This is a genomic window from Glutamicibacter sp. X7 (genome assembly GCF_054889245.1).
Genome location: NZ_CM142678.1, coordinates 2,088,723 through 2,105,432 on the forward strand (window position 1 = coordinate 2,088,723; position 16,710 = coordinate 2,105,432).

General features: G+C 60.2%; 18 protein-coding genes. 10 read left to right on the forward strand and 8 right to left on the reverse strand.

Annotated features, from left to right (window positions below; genetic code table 11):
- Nucleotides 1-20: 20 nt before the first annotated feature.
- Complete coding sequence (locus ACYU0X_RS10060; protein WP_461900527.1) at nucleotides 21-1,205, forward strand: MFS transporter; 1,185 nt, start codon at nucleotides 21-23, stop codon at nucleotides 1,203-1,205.
- A gap of 9 nt (nucleotides 1,206-1,214) precedes the next feature.
- On the opposite strand, the gene ACYU0X_RS10065 is transcribed toward ACYU0X_RS10060, so the two are convergent.
- Nucleotides 1,215-1,661, reverse strand: coding sequence for an Lrp/AsnC family transcriptional regulator (locus tag ACYU0X_RS10065; protein ID WP_418906810.1), 447 nt, complete (start codon nucleotides 1,659-1,661; stop codon nucleotides 1,215-1,217).
- A gap of 156 nt (nucleotides 1,662-1,817) precedes the next feature.
- Here ACYU0X_RS10065 and ACYU0X_RS10070 point away from each other — a divergent pair, with 156 nt between their 5' ends.
- The 6 genes from ACYU0X_RS10070 (at nucleotide 1,818) to ACYU0X_RS10095 (ending at nucleotide 7,206) form a co-directional block, all read left to right on the forward strand.
- The gene (locus tag ACYU0X_RS10070) at nucleotides 1,818-2,537 is read left to right on the forward strand and encodes a LysE family translocator (RefSeq protein WP_309406813.1); all 720 of its coding nucleotides are present in this window, start codon (nucleotides 1,818-1,820) and stop codon (nucleotides 2,535-2,537) included.
- A 123-nt stretch (nucleotides 2,538-2,660) separates the two neighbouring features.
- Nucleotides 2,661-3,350, forward strand: coding sequence for an energy-coupling factor ABC transporter ATP-binding protein (locus tag ACYU0X_RS10075; protein WP_461900529.1), 690 nt, complete (start codon nucleotides 2,661-2,663; stop codon nucleotides 3,348-3,350).
- A complete protein-coding gene (locus tag ACYU0X_RS10080) occupies nucleotides 3,347-3,964 on the forward strand; it encodes an energy-coupling factor transporter transmembrane component T family protein (RefSeq protein WP_418906813.1) in 618 nt (205 codons plus the stop codon). Before ACYU0X_RS10075 ends, ACYU0X_RS10080 begins: the two co-directional genes overlap by 4 nt.
- 4 nt (nucleotides 3,965-3,968) lie before the next feature.
- Nucleotides 3,969-4,553, forward strand: a complete 585-nt coding sequence (locus ACYU0X_RS10085) for a biotin transporter BioY (protein WP_309406808.1) — start codon at nucleotides 3,969-3,971, stop codon at nucleotides 4,551-4,553.
- A gap of 71 nt (nucleotides 4,554-4,624) precedes the next feature.
- Nucleotides 4,625-6,049, forward strand: a complete 1,425-nt coding sequence (locus ACYU0X_RS10090; protein ID WP_461900531.1) for an AMP-binding protein — start codon at nucleotides 4,625-4,627, stop codon at nucleotides 6,047-6,049.
- The gene (locus ACYU0X_RS10095; RefSeq protein WP_461900533.1) at nucleotides 6,046-7,206 is read left to right on the forward strand and encodes a thiolase family protein; all 1,161 of its coding nucleotides are present in this window, start codon (nucleotides 6,046-6,048) and stop codon (nucleotides 7,204-7,206) included. Before ACYU0X_RS10090 ends, ACYU0X_RS10095 begins: the two co-directional genes overlap by 4 nt.
- Here the strand turns inward: ACYU0X_RS10095 and ACYU0X_RS10100 are convergent.
- From ACYU0X_RS10100 to ACYU0X_RS10125, 6 genes are all read right to left on the reverse strand, one after another.
- Entirely contained in the window at nucleotides 7,196-7,531 is a 336-nt protein-coding gene (locus tag ACYU0X_RS10100; protein WP_309406803.1) for a metal-sulfur cluster assembly factor, read from the reverse strand. The genes ACYU0X_RS10095 and ACYU0X_RS10100 overlap by 11 nt on opposite strands.
- Before the next feature lie 163 nt (nucleotides 7,532-7,694).
- Complete coding sequence (locus tag ACYU0X_RS10105; RefSeq protein ID WP_309406802.1) at nucleotides 7,695-8,039, reverse strand: metal-sulfur cluster assembly factor; 345 nt, start codon at nucleotides 8,037-8,039, stop codon at nucleotides 7,695-7,697.
- A gap of 13 nt (nucleotides 8,040-8,052) precedes the next feature.
- Nucleotides 8,053-8,811: a Fe-S cluster assembly ATPase SufC gene (gene sufC, locus ACYU0X_RS10110; RefSeq protein WP_461900536.1), complete on the reverse strand. Its 759-nt coding sequence runs from the start codon at nucleotides 8,809-8,811 to the stop codon at nucleotides 8,053-8,055.
- 46 nt (nucleotides 8,812-8,857) lie between these two features.
- Entirely contained in the window at nucleotides 8,858-10,138 is a 1,281-nt protein-coding gene (gene sufD / locus ACYU0X_RS10115; RefSeq protein ID WP_418906817.1) for a Fe-S cluster assembly protein SufD, read from the reverse strand.
- A 2-nt stretch (nucleotides 10,139-10,140) separates the two neighbouring features.
- Nucleotides 10,141-11,601: a Fe-S cluster assembly protein SufB gene (gene sufB, locus ACYU0X_RS10120; protein WP_461900537.1), complete on the reverse strand. Its 1,461-nt coding sequence runs from the start codon at nucleotides 11,599-11,601 to the stop codon at nucleotides 10,141-10,143.
- Nucleotides 11,598-12,383 (reverse strand): helix-turn-helix transcriptional regulator, encoded by a 786-nt coding sequence (locus ACYU0X_RS10125; RefSeq protein WP_418906819.1) that lies wholly within the window; start codon nucleotides 12,381-12,383, stop codon nucleotides 11,598-11,600. Before ACYU0X_RS10125 ends, sufB begins: the two co-directional genes overlap by 4 nt.
- A gap of 143 nt (nucleotides 12,384-12,526) precedes the next feature.
- Here ACYU0X_RS10125 and ACYU0X_RS10130 point away from each other — a divergent pair, with 143 nt between their 5' ends.
- Genes ACYU0X_RS10130 through ACYU0X_RS10140 form a run of 3 tightly spaced genes read left to right on the forward strand, consistent with a single transcriptional unit; the run spans nucleotide 12,527 to nucleotide 15,205 of the window.
- Nucleotides 12,527-13,480, forward strand: coding sequence for an ABC transporter ATP-binding protein (locus tag ACYU0X_RS10130; RefSeq protein ID WP_461900540.1), 954 nt, complete (start codon nucleotides 12,527-12,529; stop codon nucleotides 13,478-13,480).
- Nucleotides 13,477-14,238, forward strand: a complete 762-nt coding sequence (locus ACYU0X_RS10135; RefSeq protein ID WP_418906821.1) for an ABC transporter permease — start codon at nucleotides 13,477-13,479, stop codon at nucleotides 14,236-14,238. The genes ACYU0X_RS10130 and ACYU0X_RS10135 overlap by 4 nt, the downstream gene beginning before the upstream one ends.
- A 28-nt stretch (nucleotides 14,239-14,266) precedes the next feature.
- Entirely contained in the window at nucleotides 14,267-15,205 is a 939-nt protein-coding gene (locus ACYU0X_RS10140; protein WP_461900542.1) for a COX15/CtaA family protein, read from the forward strand.
- Nucleotides 15,206-15,655: 450 nt separating this feature from the next.
- Here the strand turns inward: ACYU0X_RS10140 and ACYU0X_RS10145 are convergent, their stop codons facing one another.
- Entirely contained in the window at nucleotides 15,656-16,633 is a 978-nt protein-coding gene (locus ACYU0X_RS10145) for a heme o synthase (protein ID WP_418906823.1), read from the reverse strand.
- Nucleotides 16,634-16,710 lie beyond the last annotated feature (77 nt).

A 16,710-nucleotide genomic window follows, 5' to 3' on the forward strand; every position in this document is an offset into this window, starting at 1 on the left:
GAGTGACGATCGCTGCGCGCATGAATCGACATACGTGGTCGATGGAGCGCCTCAGCGTAAGCCTTATTTTTATGAGCGCGGGAATAGCGTTCGCCTCATGGGCGGGTCGTCTTTCAATCATCCATTCGGTCTTTGATTTTTCTGGCACTGATTTAGGTGCCTTTTTGGCCTGCATGACGGTTGGAACTATGGTCGGAATTTCCTTCACGCCGCGACTTTTAGGCCGCTTTGGTCCACGACCTTTACTCTTACTGCTCCCTCTCGGGCTAGCGTCATTGCTGGTCATGCTGGGCATCAGCCTGATCGACTCGAGGTCTGCTCCTTGGGCGTTCCTGATCATCGGCCTTAATGGGGTGCTCTTCGGCATGCTGGACATCGTGATGAACATTTGCGGTGGCCAGGTCGAACGTCAGGCCGGTCGAAGCCTCATGCCTTCGTTCCATGGCTTCTTCAGTCTGGGATCAGTCATCGGCGCAGCAAGCGCTGGCCTCACCATGCACTTTAGAATCTGGTCGATCTGGCATTTCACCATCGTCGCCATCGTTCTGACCGTCATCGCGCTCTACGCATCGAGTGGATTTCCTCGTCAGGCTCCGTCAGCATCCTTGCGTCCAGCAACACCCACCAGCACCGGTCAAACCAACACAAAATCTCAGATTGGAACAACAATTCTCATTCTGGGCTTGATGGTGGCCGGCCTCAGCTTTGCCGAAGGGGCCGCTAATGACTGGTTGGCCGTTGCTTCCGTCGAAGGACACGGCTTTACCCATTCCAAAGGTGCCCTAGTTTTCGCAGCCTTTACGGCCGCGATGACGATTGGCCGATTTGCCGGTGGACACGTCGTGGACCGCCTTGGCGCAAAGAGAACCTTGCTCATTATGGGTGCCATCGGACTACTCGGCATCGTGCTCTTTGTCCGCGGTGAATCCGTGATTACTATTGCCGCCGGTGCCACCCTCTGGGGACTTGGCAGTTCCCTAGGGTTTCCTGTCGGGATGTCGATCGCCACTGCAAAGGCACCAACCCATGGTCCGAAGATCGTTACTTCGGTCAGCATGTTCGGCTACGGTGCAATGCTGAGCGGGCCACCACTTATCGGTTTCGTCTCCGATTACACGGGCCTGCCCCAAGCCCTGTGGCTAGCAGCGGCAGTCATGTGCCTGTCTGTGCTCCTCACGCCCCTAGCGGCGCGAAACCACAGATAGTTCGAAAACCTAAACCGGCAAAGTAATGCGCCCCTTGATGTTGCGCATGACAATGGTGCTGTTGAGTTTCTCCACCGCAGGTAGCGACACCAAGACCTCGTCATAGAGCTGCTGATAATGCGCTAGGTCGTTGGCATAAACACGTAGCAGGAAATCCGGTTCCCCAAAAAGCCGCAGCGCTTCGACGATACGTTCGTTTGCTTCCACCGCCGCTTCGAATTCGCGCAGCTGGGCTCGATCGCGCAGCGTAACGAACACCAGGGCCTCAAAGCCCAGACCGATTGCTTGCGGGTCGACCACCGCTTGGTAGCCACTAATGACTCCGCTGCGTTCAAGTTCTCGCATGCGCCGATGGCAGGCAGCTACCGACAAACCTACGTCACCGGCCAACGCCGTGGCGCTTACCCGTCCATCACGCTGGAGCCTCGCCAAGATTGCACTATCAAGATCATCCATGTGTTCACTCTAGCTTGCAAAAAATTCTCGCGTAAACCAAGATTTTACGGTTTTTATTGCACATATCTCGGAATATGCGCCGATTTTCGACAGCACATTTCGCGCCTTTCGCACTAGCGTTGAGCTCAGAACCTCAACCAAGAAAGGCCTCGCGACGTGGAGATTGCCAATTTGACCGCCTTCATGCTGATTTCATTGACGCTAGCCTGCACGCCGGGCGCCGATTGGGCCTACATCATCTCCAGCGCACTCAAAAATACGTCGTTCGCGCCCGCCGTTTGGGGGTTGCTTTCCGGATATCTGATCCACACCGCTTTGATCGTCTGTGGGCTGGCCGCCATAGTGGCCAGTAACCCTCAGGTATTGTCATGGCTAACGCTGCTTGGAGCTGGATACCTTCTGTGGCTCGGCATCTCCACGGCGCGCTCCTGGCGTTCTGCGCGATTCTTGGCCACCGAACCTGCAGCAGGAATGGCCGGCGACCTGCCAGAGACAGTTGCCGAATCCAGCACCGGAGGCGCCGTTGCAACCGCGGTCGAAGCACGCCGCACGGTAAGCGGCAAGGTGCAAGCTCGGCACCAGTTCACCAAGGGGCTACTCACCAGTGCCACCAATCCCAAGGCCTTACTCCTCTATCTGGCGCTAATCCCTCAGTTCATCTCCCCGCAGGCACCCTGGTCACTTGAGATTCAGACCGGCGTTCTGGGTCTCGTTCATTTCGGGATTTCCATCGGCGTATACTTCACAATTGCTTACGCCGCGCGACTTTTACTCGGCTCTCGTCCGGCCGCCGCGCGCATCGTTACCTTGGTCTCCGGGCTGATCATGATTGCTTTGGGCGTCGCACTATTGGCGGAAAAGTTTTTCGTTCTGTGACGGTGACTTGAACACCGATCAACAGCATTGAACGGTGATCAAGTATGCTGTTCTATAACGCGCTACACCGAGCATCAATGTTCCAATCTGCAGCACCTGGCGCGTTAGGAAGCGAAAGACGCCATGCAGCTACCCCAGATCCGCATAGAGAATGTGCGAGTCCAGCGTGACGAGCGAGTCATCCTCGAGGACATCAACCTGACCTTGGATGAACAACGGATCGGCATCATTGGAAGCAACGGAGCCGGCAAAAGCACTCTCTCGCGACTCCTCAACGGCCTCGTATTGCCCACTTCCGGGCGCGTGCTGATCGATGACCGCGATACCGCGCGGGAAGCCAAACAAATCAGGCGCGATGTGGGTTTCGTCTTCCAGAACCCAGCGAATCAGATCATCATGCCCATCGTGCTCGACGATATTTGCTTCGGCCTGAAGAACCTGCAAATACCACGCGCCCAGCGCAAGCCACTGGCGTTACTCACCCTCGACAGGCTTGGGCTAGGCCACCTAGCCGAGCGTGAAAGCCACACCCTTTCCGGTGGTGAGCAGCAAATGATCGCGCTGGCCGCGGTGCTGGCAATGAACCCGAAAACTATCGTTTTCGATGAACCTACGACGATGCTGGACTTGCGGAATCGAAATGCGTTCCGCCAGGAAATCGCAAAACTCGACCAGCAAACGATCGTGGTCACACACGATTTGGAACTACTCGCGGATTTCGACCGTGTCTTGGTGGTCACCGACGGGCGTATCGCTTTTGACGGGGCTCCACAACCGGCCGTCGATCATTATCGCCAGTGGAGCCACGTATGATCAGCGCACCTCGCGAATCCCTGCTCACCGCACTACCGGCCGGATTCAAGTTCGCTGCTTTATTGATCATCAGTATTGCGCTCTACCTCATCGCGAGCTTGCCTGTCCTCGGAGCCGCGGTATTTATCTCACTGGGACTGCTCGTTATGGCCCGGCCTCGGTGGAAACTGATACGCCTTCCATTGATCACGCTGGCACTCATTCTGAGTGTTGTTTTCGCAACCCTTGCCTGGCAAAGCGGTTGGCAGCTGGCGGCCATTTCCGTTATGCGGTTGGTGTCCATGTGCTTGATCGCGTACGCCGTCACCCTCTCGACAACCTTCGACGAGATGCTGACGGTTTTCCAAACGGTAAGCAGTCCGCTCAGGTACCTCGGGGCCAACCCCGAACAAATTGCGCTGACCCTTTCCATGACCTTGCGGTTCGTGCCCGAGCTTCACCGGGTATATCGCGAAGTTCGTGAAGCGCAGTATGCCCGAGGGTTGGCGAACAACCCCTTCGCCATCAGTGTGCCGCTGGTAATTCGTTCACTACGTATGGCTGACGACGTCGCCGAATCACTCGATGCACGAGGATACGACAGCCAAGAATCATCACCCCGTAACCGAAAGTAAAACCATGACGACTTCATCTGTCACCCGCACTTCTTCCACGCAGACCGCCGTATATGTTGCGGTTTTCGCAGCATTGATCGCCGCAATGGGGCTCGTTCCGCCCATCACCATCGGGATCTTGCCCGTTCCTATCACCCTCCAGACTCTGGGCGTAATGCTTGCCGGAGCACTATTGGGCCCGCTTCGTGGCATGCTCGCTTCGCTTGTTGTGGTGGTACTGGTTATCGCCGGTTTACCGCTGCTAGCTGGCGGACGCGGCGGGCTACCTGTAGTGCTCGGTCCCACCGGAGGCTATTTCCTTTCGTGGGTACTGGCCTCACTCGTTATCGGAGCGCTCTATAAGTACTGGGTGCTCAAGTTCGAAGGCACCGTCGCTCGCTTTGTCGCCGGCCTGACCTCGACCTTGCTTGGCGGAATCGTATTGATCTACGCATTCGGTATCCCGTGGACCTCAGTGGTTACCGGACTCCCCCTAGGCACCAGCGCCCTCGGTTCGCTGACCTTCGTGCCAGGCGATGTCGTCAAGGCCGTCGTCACGACCCTTGTCGCGCTCACGGTACACCGTAGCTACAAGGGCTTGATGCGTTAGCAGCTATGCTCGACCCCATCCACAAGTTGTATCGCCGGGCGACCGATACGCCACATCGCCAGGCTGTGAACGTGCCACATCGGGCGCCACTAACCTTTGCGCAGTTTTACGCGCGGATCGTGGCCCAGTCGGAGTCGCTCACATCAGTGCTCGACAGGCAGCAAGACACCATTGCGCGTATTGCATTGCTCTGCCATGACCCCTTGGCGATGCTCACGAGCTTCTACGCGATACAACACGTCGGAGCCAGTGCCGTAATCCTCGACCCGGCCTGGCCACAGGTCCGGATCACCGAGGTACTCGGCGAGGTACCCGTGGTGGCGGTGCTCACGGATGCGGAGGGGAACATGTTCCCCGAGGCCTTACCGGTGCACCGAGCCAGCACGGCACCGGCACCGGCCGAGGAATCTGATGAGCTTCCGGCTCCCACCTCGGTGGATGACGCCGCGGAGCTCATGGTGATATTTACTTCCGGCAGCACGTCGATGCCCAAACCCATCGCACGCTCTAGAAGCAGTTGGGCTTTGTCGCTACCTCTGGGTTTCGACCTACTCGGTGCCAGCGAATCCGCGCGGAGCCTGATTCCAGGACCGTTGGCCCACGGTTTGAGTCTCTACGCCGCAGTCGAAGCACTTTCAGCTGGCGGTAGTGTGTGGCTCAGTGGCGGATGGAAACTGGACTGCATCCGTATGTGGCTCAACAGCGCCGCATGCAACCGGATGGTGGCGGTGCCAAGCGCTTACCAGAAGCTCCTCGACACCGAGGGCCCCCGCCTCATGGCAGCGATTGAAACCATCGTTTCCGGCGGTGAGGCGCTTGGGGCCACGCTGATCAGTCGGCTAGCGAGCCTGCCGAATCTCAAACAGCTGACCGAGTACTACGGAACCAGCGAGCACGGGTTCATTGCCTACCATCACCACGACGTGGCCAGCACGGCGCCTGCCGTGGAACGCACGGGATTCGCTGGCCGACTCTTTCCAGGCGTGCAGGCGCGCGTCATCGCCCCCACTAACGTTGACGGCCCGGGCGCCTTGCTCGTCCGGAGTCCACTAACCGCCACCGGTTATCTAGGCCAGAGCGCTCGACAGTGGCTCGAAACAGATGGCTGGATCGGAGTCGGTGATCATGGCTATCTTGACGGTCAGTCCTTGTACCTGCAGGGACGAGGCGGCGATATGATCCAGTGGCACGGGAACAACATCTACCCGACCGAAGTTGAACACGAGCTCTGCATGATCCTTGGAACCGCCGACTGCCGAGTCGTTGACCTGCAAGCGGCGGGACAACGACGACTCGTTGCCTTCGTTGAAGCCGACTCCCTCCCGGACGTTCCACTCGATGCCCTCGAACAGCTGCGCCAGAGGCTACCAAAATACAAAATTCCGCACCTGATCTCAGCTGTAGCACGCTGGCCACGCACCAGTAGTGGAAAGATCCAGCGTGCGGCCCTGCCGGACGCCTTCTACCTGGAGAGAACCGTGGAGCTGAGAAAATGACCGCGCTGATCGTTGCCGCCAAGCGCACCCCGGTGGTGCGCGTCGGAAAACAATATGCACATCTTGGGGCCGAGCAACTCTCCGCTCTGGTGATTGATGCGCTGCTCGATCAGTTGCCTGCCCCCGTACCGGTCGAACATGTTTTCTGGGGCAACGCGGCTGGACCCGGTGGAAATATTGCACGGGTTAGCGCCCTGGCCTCGCGCCTTGGCACGTCCGTGCCCGCGACGTCAATGGACGCGCAATGCGCCAGTTCCCTCGAGGCTATCGCGGCGGGTTGTCGCCTGGTAGCCACCGGTGAGGCCCGCGCCGTGATTGCTGGCGGCGTGGAATCGGTAAGCACCGCGCCCTGGCGAATGACCAAACCGGCAACGCCGATGGAACAGCCAGTGGTTTATTCGCGGGCGCGTTTCACCCCTCGCCCGATGCCAGATCCGGATATGGGAGTTGCTGCGGAAAATATCGCTCATCGCTACGGAATTACCCGTGAGGCTCAGGACGAGTTCGCCTTGCGTAGCCACCAGCGTGCGGTCGGTAGCGCCGCTTCCGGACGCTTCGATAACGAGCTCGTTCCCGTTGCGGGTGTCGGCGGCATGGTTGAACGGGACAGTTGCCCGCGGCCGCAGTTGACGCTGCAGAAGCTCGCGGCACTGCGTCCGGCATTTGTACCCGACGGCACGGTGACCGCCGGCAACGCCTGCCCGATCAATGATGGGGCCGCCGGAGTGCTGATCTTGCACGAGGAACTGGCACACAGCCTGAACTTGACGCGTGCTTTGGAGTACGTCGCCGCCGGACATGGCGCCTGCGACCCAGAACTCTTGGGCATGGCGGCGGTACCGGCGATGCAGAAGCTGCGCTCTCTCCTCGGCGTAACGCAGGACTGGAGCCCGCGCTTACTCGAATTCAACGAGGCTTTTGCCGCGCAGGTCCTTGCCTGTTTCTCCGAGCTCGGGCTGGATCCGCTAGCGGCCAACCGCGACGGCGGGGCGCTGGCATTAGGCCACCCCTACGGCGCGAGCGGCGCTATTCTCGCCACGCGGCTGTGGGCCCAAGCCGCTCAGGCCAACGAGGGTGACATGGCGGTGGCGCTTATGGCCGGCGCCGGTGGAACCGGCACGGCGTTAGGCCTGCGGGTGCGTGAATCTAGAGGTTAAACCCTAGCGCTCGCATCTGATCACGCCCGTCGTCGGTGATCCGCTCCGGACCCCATGGCGGCATCCACACCCAATTGACGTGGTAGGTACGGACGAGGTCGCGAAGCACCGAAGCCACCTGCTCTTCGATAATCTCAGTGAGCGGGCAGGCGGCCGTGGTCAGTGTCATATCGATCTGCAGAATCGAGTCGTCACCGTATTTCAGACCGTAAATCAGCCCTAGATCCACAATATTGACCCCTAGTTCGGGGTCGATCACGTCTTTGAGGGCTTCTTCGACTTCATCCACCGGGGTGGTGAGGGTCTGAGTCTGAATCTCGGTCATGGGCCGCAACTCCCTATCGCATGAGGTAAACCTAATGCTATTAACTTACACGAGATGCGCGATATCTCCGCATGCGGTTGCAGCGGATGTCGTTCACTGTTAATGCTCAAGGGGCTGACGAGAAACGATTTCGTCTCTCGTCAGCCCCTTGAGCCGGTGCTTCCTAGATGTTGAACCCGAGGGCTCGCATCTGATCGCGTCCGTCGTCGGTGATCCGCTCCGGACCCCACGGCGGCATCCACACCCAGTTCAGTCGGTGCTCATCGACAATGTTCTCCAGCGACTTGGCTACCTGCTCCTCGATAATATCGGTGAGCGGGCAGGCCGCGGTCGTTAGGGTCATGTCGAGTAGCAGAACCCCGTCCTCGCTGTACTTCAATCCGTACAGCAGACCTAGGTCCACGATGTTCACGCCCAGCTCAGGGTCGATCACATCCTTTAGTGCCTCTTCCACGTCCTCCAGCGGAGTCGTGACGGCACCCTTGCCCTGATCGGTCGATTCGCTCATGATCGCTACTTTACTAGGCGTTGGCGTTCACGTAACGGTCGTAACCCTCTTCTTCCAAGCGGTCGGCCAGTTCCGGGCCGCCCTGCTCGGCTACGCGGCCGTCAACGAACACGTGCACGTGGTCCGGCTTGATGTAGCGCAGAATGCGGGTGTAGTGGGTGATCAGCAAGGTGCCCATCTCGTTCTCGGCCTGGGCGCGGTTCACGCCCTCCGAGACGACCTTCAGCGCGTCAACGTCGAGACCCGAGTCGGTCTCGTCCAGCACGGCGAACTTCGGCTTGAACAGTTCAAGCTGCAGGATCTCCACGCGCTTCTTCTCACCACCGGAGAAGCCTTCGTTGACATTACGCTGAGCGAAGTCGGCATCGATCTTCAGCTTGCTCATGGCGTCCTTGACGTCCTTGGTCCAGGTACGCAGCTTCGGTGCTTCGCCGTCGATCGCGGTCTTGGCGGTGCGCAGGAAGTTGGTCATGGTCACGCCGGGGACCTCGACCGGGTACTGCATGGCCAGGAACAGGCCAGCCTTGGCGCGCTCGTCCACGCTCATTTCCAGCACATCTTCGCCGTCGAGGGTGATCGAACCCGAGGTGACGGTGTAGCGCGGGTGGCCAGCAATGGTCGAAGCCAAGGTGGACTTACCCGAGCCGTTCGGGCCCATGATGGCGTGGGTTTCGTTGGTGTTGATCACCAGCGAAACGCCCTTGAGGATTTCCTTCTCGCCCTGCTCGGTTTCGATCGAGACGTGCAGGTCCTTGATTTCCAGAGTAGACATACGTCGTTTCCGTTTCTCTTCTAAAAACTATGCAAATCGGCGCGAACTAGTTGTTCGTCGCGGCCAATTCTTCTTCGATGGTCTCGGTCAGGCGCTCTTGCAGCTCGTCGTCGCCGATCTGCTGCACGATCTCATTGAGGAATCCACGCACTACCAAGCGGCGTGCGGTCTTCTCATCGATACCGCGGGCCATCAGGTAGAACAGGTGCTCGTCGTCGAAGCGTCCGGTGGTCGAGGCGTGTCCGGCTCCATCAATCAGGCCGGTCTCGATCTCCAGGTTCGGCACCGAGTCGGCGCGGGCACCATCGGTGAGAACCAGGTTACGGTTGGCCTCGTAGGAGTCGGTGCCCACGGCGGCGGCGCGGATCAGCACGTCGCCCACCCATACGGTGTGCGCGTCCTTGCCCTGCAGCGCACCCTTGTACAGCACGTTCGACTTGCAGTTTGGCACTGCGTGGTCGACGAACAGGCGGTGCTCCAGGTGCTGTCCGGCATCTGCGAAGTACAGGCCGTACAGTTCGATTTCTGCACGCTCGCCGGTGAAGCGAGCCGACGGGGCCAGGCGCACCAGGTCGCCACCGAAGGTGACGGCGATGTGCTTGAAGGCAGCGTCCTTGGCCACGGAGGCCTGCTGGGAGGATGCGTGTACCGCATCGTCTTCCCAAGCCTGCAGGGACACGACGGTCAGCTTGGCGCCTTCACGCACGTCGAACTCGACGTTCTGAGCCAGCACGGCGGAGCCGACGTGGTCCAGAATCAGCAGGGCTTCGGAGTTCTCCTCGGCCACAACGACGATGTGCTGAGCGGCGGCGTCCTTGGACTCACCGGTGATGCGCAGGCGCACGTGGCCCGCATCCTGGCCCTTGGGCAGGGTCAGCACGCTGGCGTCCGCCGCGTACTTCCAGGCGTTGGCCGAGACGCGATCCTCCGGCTTGAGCGCGACACCACGTAGCTTGTCGTCGGCTGCCACGGTGGACAGCTGCGCGACCTCGGAGCCGAGCAGCTCCACCTTCGGTGCTGCGCCGGTCAGCTCGGCGGTGTGCAGTGCACCCATGCGCTTGAGCGGAGTGAAGCGCCAGTCTTCTTCGCGACCGGTCAGCGGGGCGAAGTCCTCAACGTTGTAGCTGGTCAGACGACCGGCACGCGAGGAGTCCACAACGCCGACGCCACCACCGTGGCTGTGACCCTTGGTGGAGTCACCACCCAACAGGGAGCTGGCGTTGTCGTTCAGCGGCGAGAGGTTTTCGCCTTCTTCGGTGAAACCCGGGATGGACGGGGCGCCGATACGCGCCTTCTCTTCCGGGAGGTGAGTAGTGGTCTCCGACATTCTTAGCCGACCGATCCTTCCATCTGAAGTTCAATGAGGCGGTTCAGTTCCAGTGCGTACTCCATCGGCAGCTCACGTGCGATCGGCTCAACGAAGCCACGCACGATCATCGCCATTGCCTCGTCCTCGGCCAGGCCGCGGCTCATCAGGTAGAACAGCTGCTCTTCGGAAACACGCGAAACGGTTGCCTCGTGGCCCATGGTCACGTCATCCTCGCGGACGTCGATGTATGGGTAGGTGTCCGAACGCGAGATCTGGTCGACCAGCAACGCGTCACATACAACCGAGTTCTTGGTGCCCTTGGCGCCCTCGCGCACCTGGACCAGACCGCGGTAGGCCGAACGGCCACCGTTACGAGCCACCGACTTGGCGACAATCGCGCTGGAGGTGTTCGGTGCGATGTGGACCATCTTCGAACCGGTGTCCTGGTGCTGGCCCTCGCCGGCAAAGGCGATGGACAGGGTCTCGCCCTTGGCGTGCTCGCCAACCAGGTAAACGGCCGGGTACTTCATGGTGACCTTGGAACCGATGTTGCCATCGACCCATTCCATGGTGGCGCCCTCTTCACAGATGGCGCGCTTGGTGACCAGGTTGTACACGTTGTTCGACCAGTTCTGGATGGTCGTGTAGCGGACGCGAGCGCCCTTCTTCACGACGATTTCCACGACGGCCGAGTGCAGCGAGTCGGACTGGTAGATCGGCGCGGTGCAACCCTCGATGTAGTGGACGTAGGAGTCCTCATCGGCGATGATCAGGGTGCGCTCGAACTGGCCCATGTTCTCGGTGTTAATACGGAAGTAGGCCTGCAGCGGGATCTCAACGTGAACGCCCTTCGGGACATACACGAAGGAGCCGCCGGACCATACGGCGGTGTTCAGCGCGGCGAACTTGTTGTCACCGGCCGGGATAACCGAGCCGAAGTACTCTTCGAAGATCTCCGGGTGTTCCTTCAAACCGGTATCGGTGTCGAGGAAGATGACGCCCTGAGCTTCGAGGTCTTCACGCAGCTGGTGGTAGACGACCTCGGACTCGTACTGTGCGGCGACGCCGGAAACCAGACGCTGCTTTTCAGCCTCCGGGATGCCCAGCTTGTCGTAGGTGTTCTTAATGTCCTCGGGCAGGTCTTCCCAAGAGGTTGCCTGCTTTTCGGTGGAACGCACGAAGTACTTGATGTTGTCGAAGTCGATACCGGAGAGGTCTGCACCCCAGGTCGGCATCGGCTTGCGGTCAAAGTACTTCAACGCCTTCTGGCGGCGCTGTAGCATCCATTCGGGCTCGGACTTGAGGCTCGAGATGTTTGCCACCACGTCCTTGTCCACGCCACGACGTGCATTTGCACCCGCGACGTCCTTGTCGGCCCACCCGTATTCGTAATTGCCAATCCCGTGGAGCTCAGGGTTCTTCTCCAGGATCTCGGAAATCACGCCCGGGTCTGCAGACTCCTGTGCAATCTGATCCGTCATCGCGGCCTCTCCTGCTTCGTGAACTGAATTCGAGTTCTCTTCTCGGCGCGCTGTGGCGCCTTGTCGCGACCCACCGGAATGTGAGTCGTGCACACATGTCCTCCACCGGCCAGCGTCGACAGCCTACGCACATCGACGCCTAGCAAGCGGGCAAACATTTCTGTTTCCATATCGCAGAAAACAGGAAACTCGCGTGCAAGGTCTTGTATGGGGCAGTGCCCCTGGCACAGCTGAACGCTGCGCATCAGGTAATTCGAAACTTGCGAATCGACCTTCCTGGTGTAACCAACAAAGCCGTCGGCGCTGAGCAGGTCGGCGAGCACTTCGGCTCGTCGCTCCAGCCCTTCAACGCCCTCGAGCTTTTTGGCGTATCGGTTTTCCATCGCCTGGAAGCGCTGGCGGGCAAAGGCGCGAATCGCGTCTTCTCCCGCGGTCTCTCCCAGTGCCTTGAGTGCCTGAGTGGCAATATCCAAATAGTCGTTGCCAAGCTTGGTCTGCCCGCGGTGCGACAACACGTACCGGCGAGAGGGTCGACCCGCACCGGTCTTCTGGTTGGCCACGAGCTTGACCTCCACGAGGCCGGCCTTCGACAGTGCGTCGAGGTGACGACGAACTGCTGCCGGAGTGAACCCAAGCTTGTTGCCCAGCTCAGCGGCGCTGACCGGGCCATCTTCAAGGACCGCATAGAGCACCCGGTCGCGGGTGCGCTCTTCTGTATCCCCTACCGCACCCACGCCGGCGCCGTTCACGGTGCCAACTGCGTCTGAATTAGATGAATACACAACACAATCATGCGCATTTTTAACTCTGCGGTCTAGTAAGGAAGGACTTACTAAGCCGAAGGTCACATTTACCGAAATCACGCGGGAATTCGACGTGATTGACGGCTCACCCTCAAATCTTCGACATGCCGTAGAATGTTGTGGTGTCTTCAGTAGTCCCCAGCCTCGTTATCACCGAGTTATGCAAAGACCTCGGGCCGGTTCCGGCACTGAACAACCGCATGTTGCGCGTGCTTGAATCCGTCTCCCTCAAGGCCTACCCCGGCCAGGTCACGACCTTGCTCGGCTCGAATGGTGCCGGTAAATCCACCACGCTCGCCTGCGCGCAAGGCCTACTGCGCCCCGAAGGCGGCAGCGTCGAACTTCTCGGCCAAGATCCTTTCGGAGACCATCCCGCACTGCGTTCGCGCGTCGGTGTGATGCTGCAGGACGGTGGGCTCCCGCCCTCAATGCGTCCGGTGCCACTGTTACGTCACGTGGCCTCGCTGTATCAGCGCACCTATGACATTGACGCACTGATCGAACGCCTAGAGCTCGATTCCTTTGGCAGCCGCACGATCCGTCGGCTCTCCGGTGGTCAAAAACAACGAGTGGCCCTGGCCATCGCGCTGGCTGGCGACCCGGACGTGCTCTTCCTCGACGAGCCGAGCGCCGGTTTGGACCCGCAATCTCGACAGGTCGTCTTTGATCTGATTGCCGAGCTGCGCGACGCGGGCAAGACAATTATCCTCACCACGCATTTGATGGACGATGCGCAACGGCTGAGCGACTATGTCTACATCATCGACAAGGGCCGCACCGTTGCCGCAGGAACCGTCGCCGAACTGACCAGTTTGGCTACCAGTGAGCACGAATCGCGGCCAGTACTCTTTGGCGCGACACCCGGACTCGTGTTGCCCACCGCACCGGCAGGTCTAAGCCTGCAGGAAACCTCGGCGGGCGAATACCGTCTCAACGGTGTCAGCACTCCTGAGCACCTGCTATGGCTGAGCCAGTGGCTCACCGAATCTGGCATCATGCCCAGCCACCTAAGCCTTCAGGCCCGTAGCTTGGAAGACGTCTTCATGGAGTTTGCCCACAAGGAGGAAACGGCATGAGCCAAAGCACCCTGACGTCGAATGCCGTGGGGCCGGTCAAGCGCATCCTCATTCAAGGCAAGTACGAGACCAAGGTGATGTTGAGCAACGGCGAACAGCTCGTGCTGGCCGTGGTTTTGCCGGTGATCGCGCTGTTCGCCCTGACCGTCACGAACCTGCTCGACGGGGTCGCCGACCGTGCGGTGGATGCCGCCGTACCAGGCGTTCTGGCGCTGTGCGTGATCTCCACGGCCTTCACCGGACAGGGCATTGGGACCGGCTTCGATCGTCGATACGGAGTCCTGCGCATGTTCTCCACGACCCCACTGGGGCGCGCTGGGCTGATCTTCGGAAAAATCCTGGCGGTGCTGGCCGTCTTGGTGATCCAAGTGGTGCTCATTAGCGTCGTCGGGGTACTCCTGGGCTGGCATCCGAACCTCGTGGGCATCGTTCCGGCCGCCGTCCAGCTACTGCTCGGCGCCGGCTGCTTCACCTCATTGGGCCTGTTGATCGCTGGCACCGTTCGCCCGGAAGCCACCTTGGCCATCACCAACTTGGCCTGGGTCTTGTTGGCCGGAGCCGGTGGCGTGCTGTTCCCGCTCTCCATGGCCCCGGAGTGGATCCAGCCCACGCTCAACGCGCTGCCCTCGGCGGCCTTGGGCGATAGCCTCCGGCAGTCGTTGATTGACGGCGGATTCTCACTCGCTGGCATGATCATCCTCATCATCTGGACCGCGGTCTCGGCTGTTGCCGCAACTCGCCTGTTCAAATGGAACTAACCACCACACCGCAAAAAGGAAACTCACCATGTCTGCAGAGCTAGCCCGGCAAAGCTGGGCCGATAAGCTCCCCACGCGGGTCACCAAAACCGTCTACGGTCTGGCCATTGCCTCGCTGGTCTCCCAGGTCGGCATCATCGTCAGTGGCGGTGCGGTGCGTCTGACCAAGTCCGGTCTCGGCTGCTCGCAGTGGCCAAACTGCATGCCCGGTACCATGACCCCGGTACCGGAAATGGGCATCCATGGACTCATCGAGTTCGGCAACCGCCTCCTGACCTTCGTGCTTCTGGCCATCGCCATTGCCTTCTTGGTCTCGATTTGGCGGATGCGCGCGACCCACCGCACCCTGTTCGTCCTGGGCTGGGTGCTGCTACTTGGTATCCCCTTCCAGGGCGTCATTGGTGGCATTACGGTATGGAGCAGACTGAACCCCTGGGTAGTGTCCCTTCACTTCCTGTTGTCCATGACTCTGGTGATGCTGGCCATGCTACTGGTCAACCGGACCGCGCGCGAATACAAACAGCTCGGTGCCCCGGTCCAAGACCGCACGATCCAGCAAGTCGCGTGGGTGGCCTGGTTCGCGGCCATACTGGCGATCATTTTCGGCACCATCGTGACCGGAACCGGCCCACACGCCGGCGATGCCACGGCACCGCGCCACATGTTTGATCCCCTGCTGGTCACCCGGATGCACACCGCACCGGTCTACCTGCTGGTACTGGCTACGGTGATTCTGCTGGTCCTCGCGGCCAAACGACAGGCTGGAGCGCAGTTCACCCGCGCCGTCTACTGGCTCGTGGCGATCATTCTGGTGCAGGCGGCTATCGGTTACGTTCAGCACTTCATTGGCTTGCCGATCGGCCTAGTCATTCTGCACATGCTCGGAAGCGGCCTGCTGGGAATTGCCGCCACCAATGTCTGGGATAAGGCCGTGCTGCTGCCCAAGACCACGAGTATCGAGAACTAACTCCATCCCCATTTCGCGCACGTGGCCCGGTTACGGAAAACTCCGTAACCGGGCCACTTTTGTACCAGAAGTCTCCGTACCGGGGGTGCATTAACTCCCCTTTATCGTCTGGGAGCCACCCACCGCTTGATTGCCATCCCCCAGGCCTTGAGGTGGTTTATGACCCAAGAGGAAATCAGCCGGATAACCGGACACCGCGTACCGCGTCGGGGAAACCAAACGGTCCAGAGGTCACATTGGGCGTTGTACCGCGCGCGACCACGGACGGCACCGTAGAGAAGACCGGGTGGCCGTGGTGGCGCCCATGGGTGCCCCGTGCGAGTGGGGGGCAGCACTCGGGCAGGGCAGACGGCCACGTGGCACCGTAACCACCTGCGCTCGGGCCACTGAAGGAACCACTCGGATATAGCAAAACGCCCCCGGACGAGCCGGGGGCGTTTGCGAGGTTCTTTAGCCGAACAGCGGGCTACCGACGAAGGGGTCGATGGCCAGTGCCAGGAAGACGATCGAGAGGTAGGTGATTGAAATGTGGAAGACCTTCATGGCCTTGCGGTTCACATCGGCGGGCTTGTGATCACGCTGGGCCTCGCGGTACAGCACATGCGATTCGTAGACGAACCACAGTCCGGCCGCGCCGGCCACCACGGTGTACACGATGCCGGCATAACCCATTGGCAGCAACAGCATGGAGCAGACGAAGGTGGCCCATGCGTAGAGCACGACCTGCACCGAGACGCGACGAGCGTTGGCGATGGCACCGAGCATTGGCACGCTGGCGGCGTTGTAGTCGTCGGCGTACTTCATGGACAACGGCCAATAGTGCGGCGGAGTCCACAGGAAGATCACGAGGAACAGGATGATCGCTGGCCACTCGATGGTGTTGCGCACCGCGGCCCAGGCGATCAGCACCGGCATACATCCGGCAATGCCACCCCAGACGATGTTCTGGGCGGTACGGCGCTTGAGGATCATCGTGTACAGCACCACGTAGAGCAAGATCGCCGCAAGGCCCAAGGCGGTGGTTAGTACGTTGGTTCCGACGTACAACACCACGAGTGAGGCAATTGCGAGCGTCCAAGAGAACACCAAGGCTTCACGCGGGGTCAGGTCACCGGTAACCAACGGGCGACCCTTGGTTCGCTTCATCAGCTTGTCCATATCGCGATCGATATAGCAGTTGAAGGCACCCGAGGCTCCGGCCGCCATGGCGCCACCGACGATGGTGCAGAACGTCAGCCAGAATGGAGGGAAGGCGCCCTGAGCGAAGATCATGGTCGGCAGGGTGCTGACCAGCAGCAACTCGATGACTCGCGGTTTGGTGAGGGCGAGGTAGGCCCCCGCCTTGCGTTTGACGAACTCCCCGCGGCTCTCGCCGGGCTGGCGCGAGGAGCGTGGAGTCGATGAGCCGGCGACGCTAAGAGTCTTCAATTAAACGCACTCAGTTTCTACACGGGTACAAGACAGACAGTTCAATACTACAGCGCGTAGAACTTTTTGCACACTTA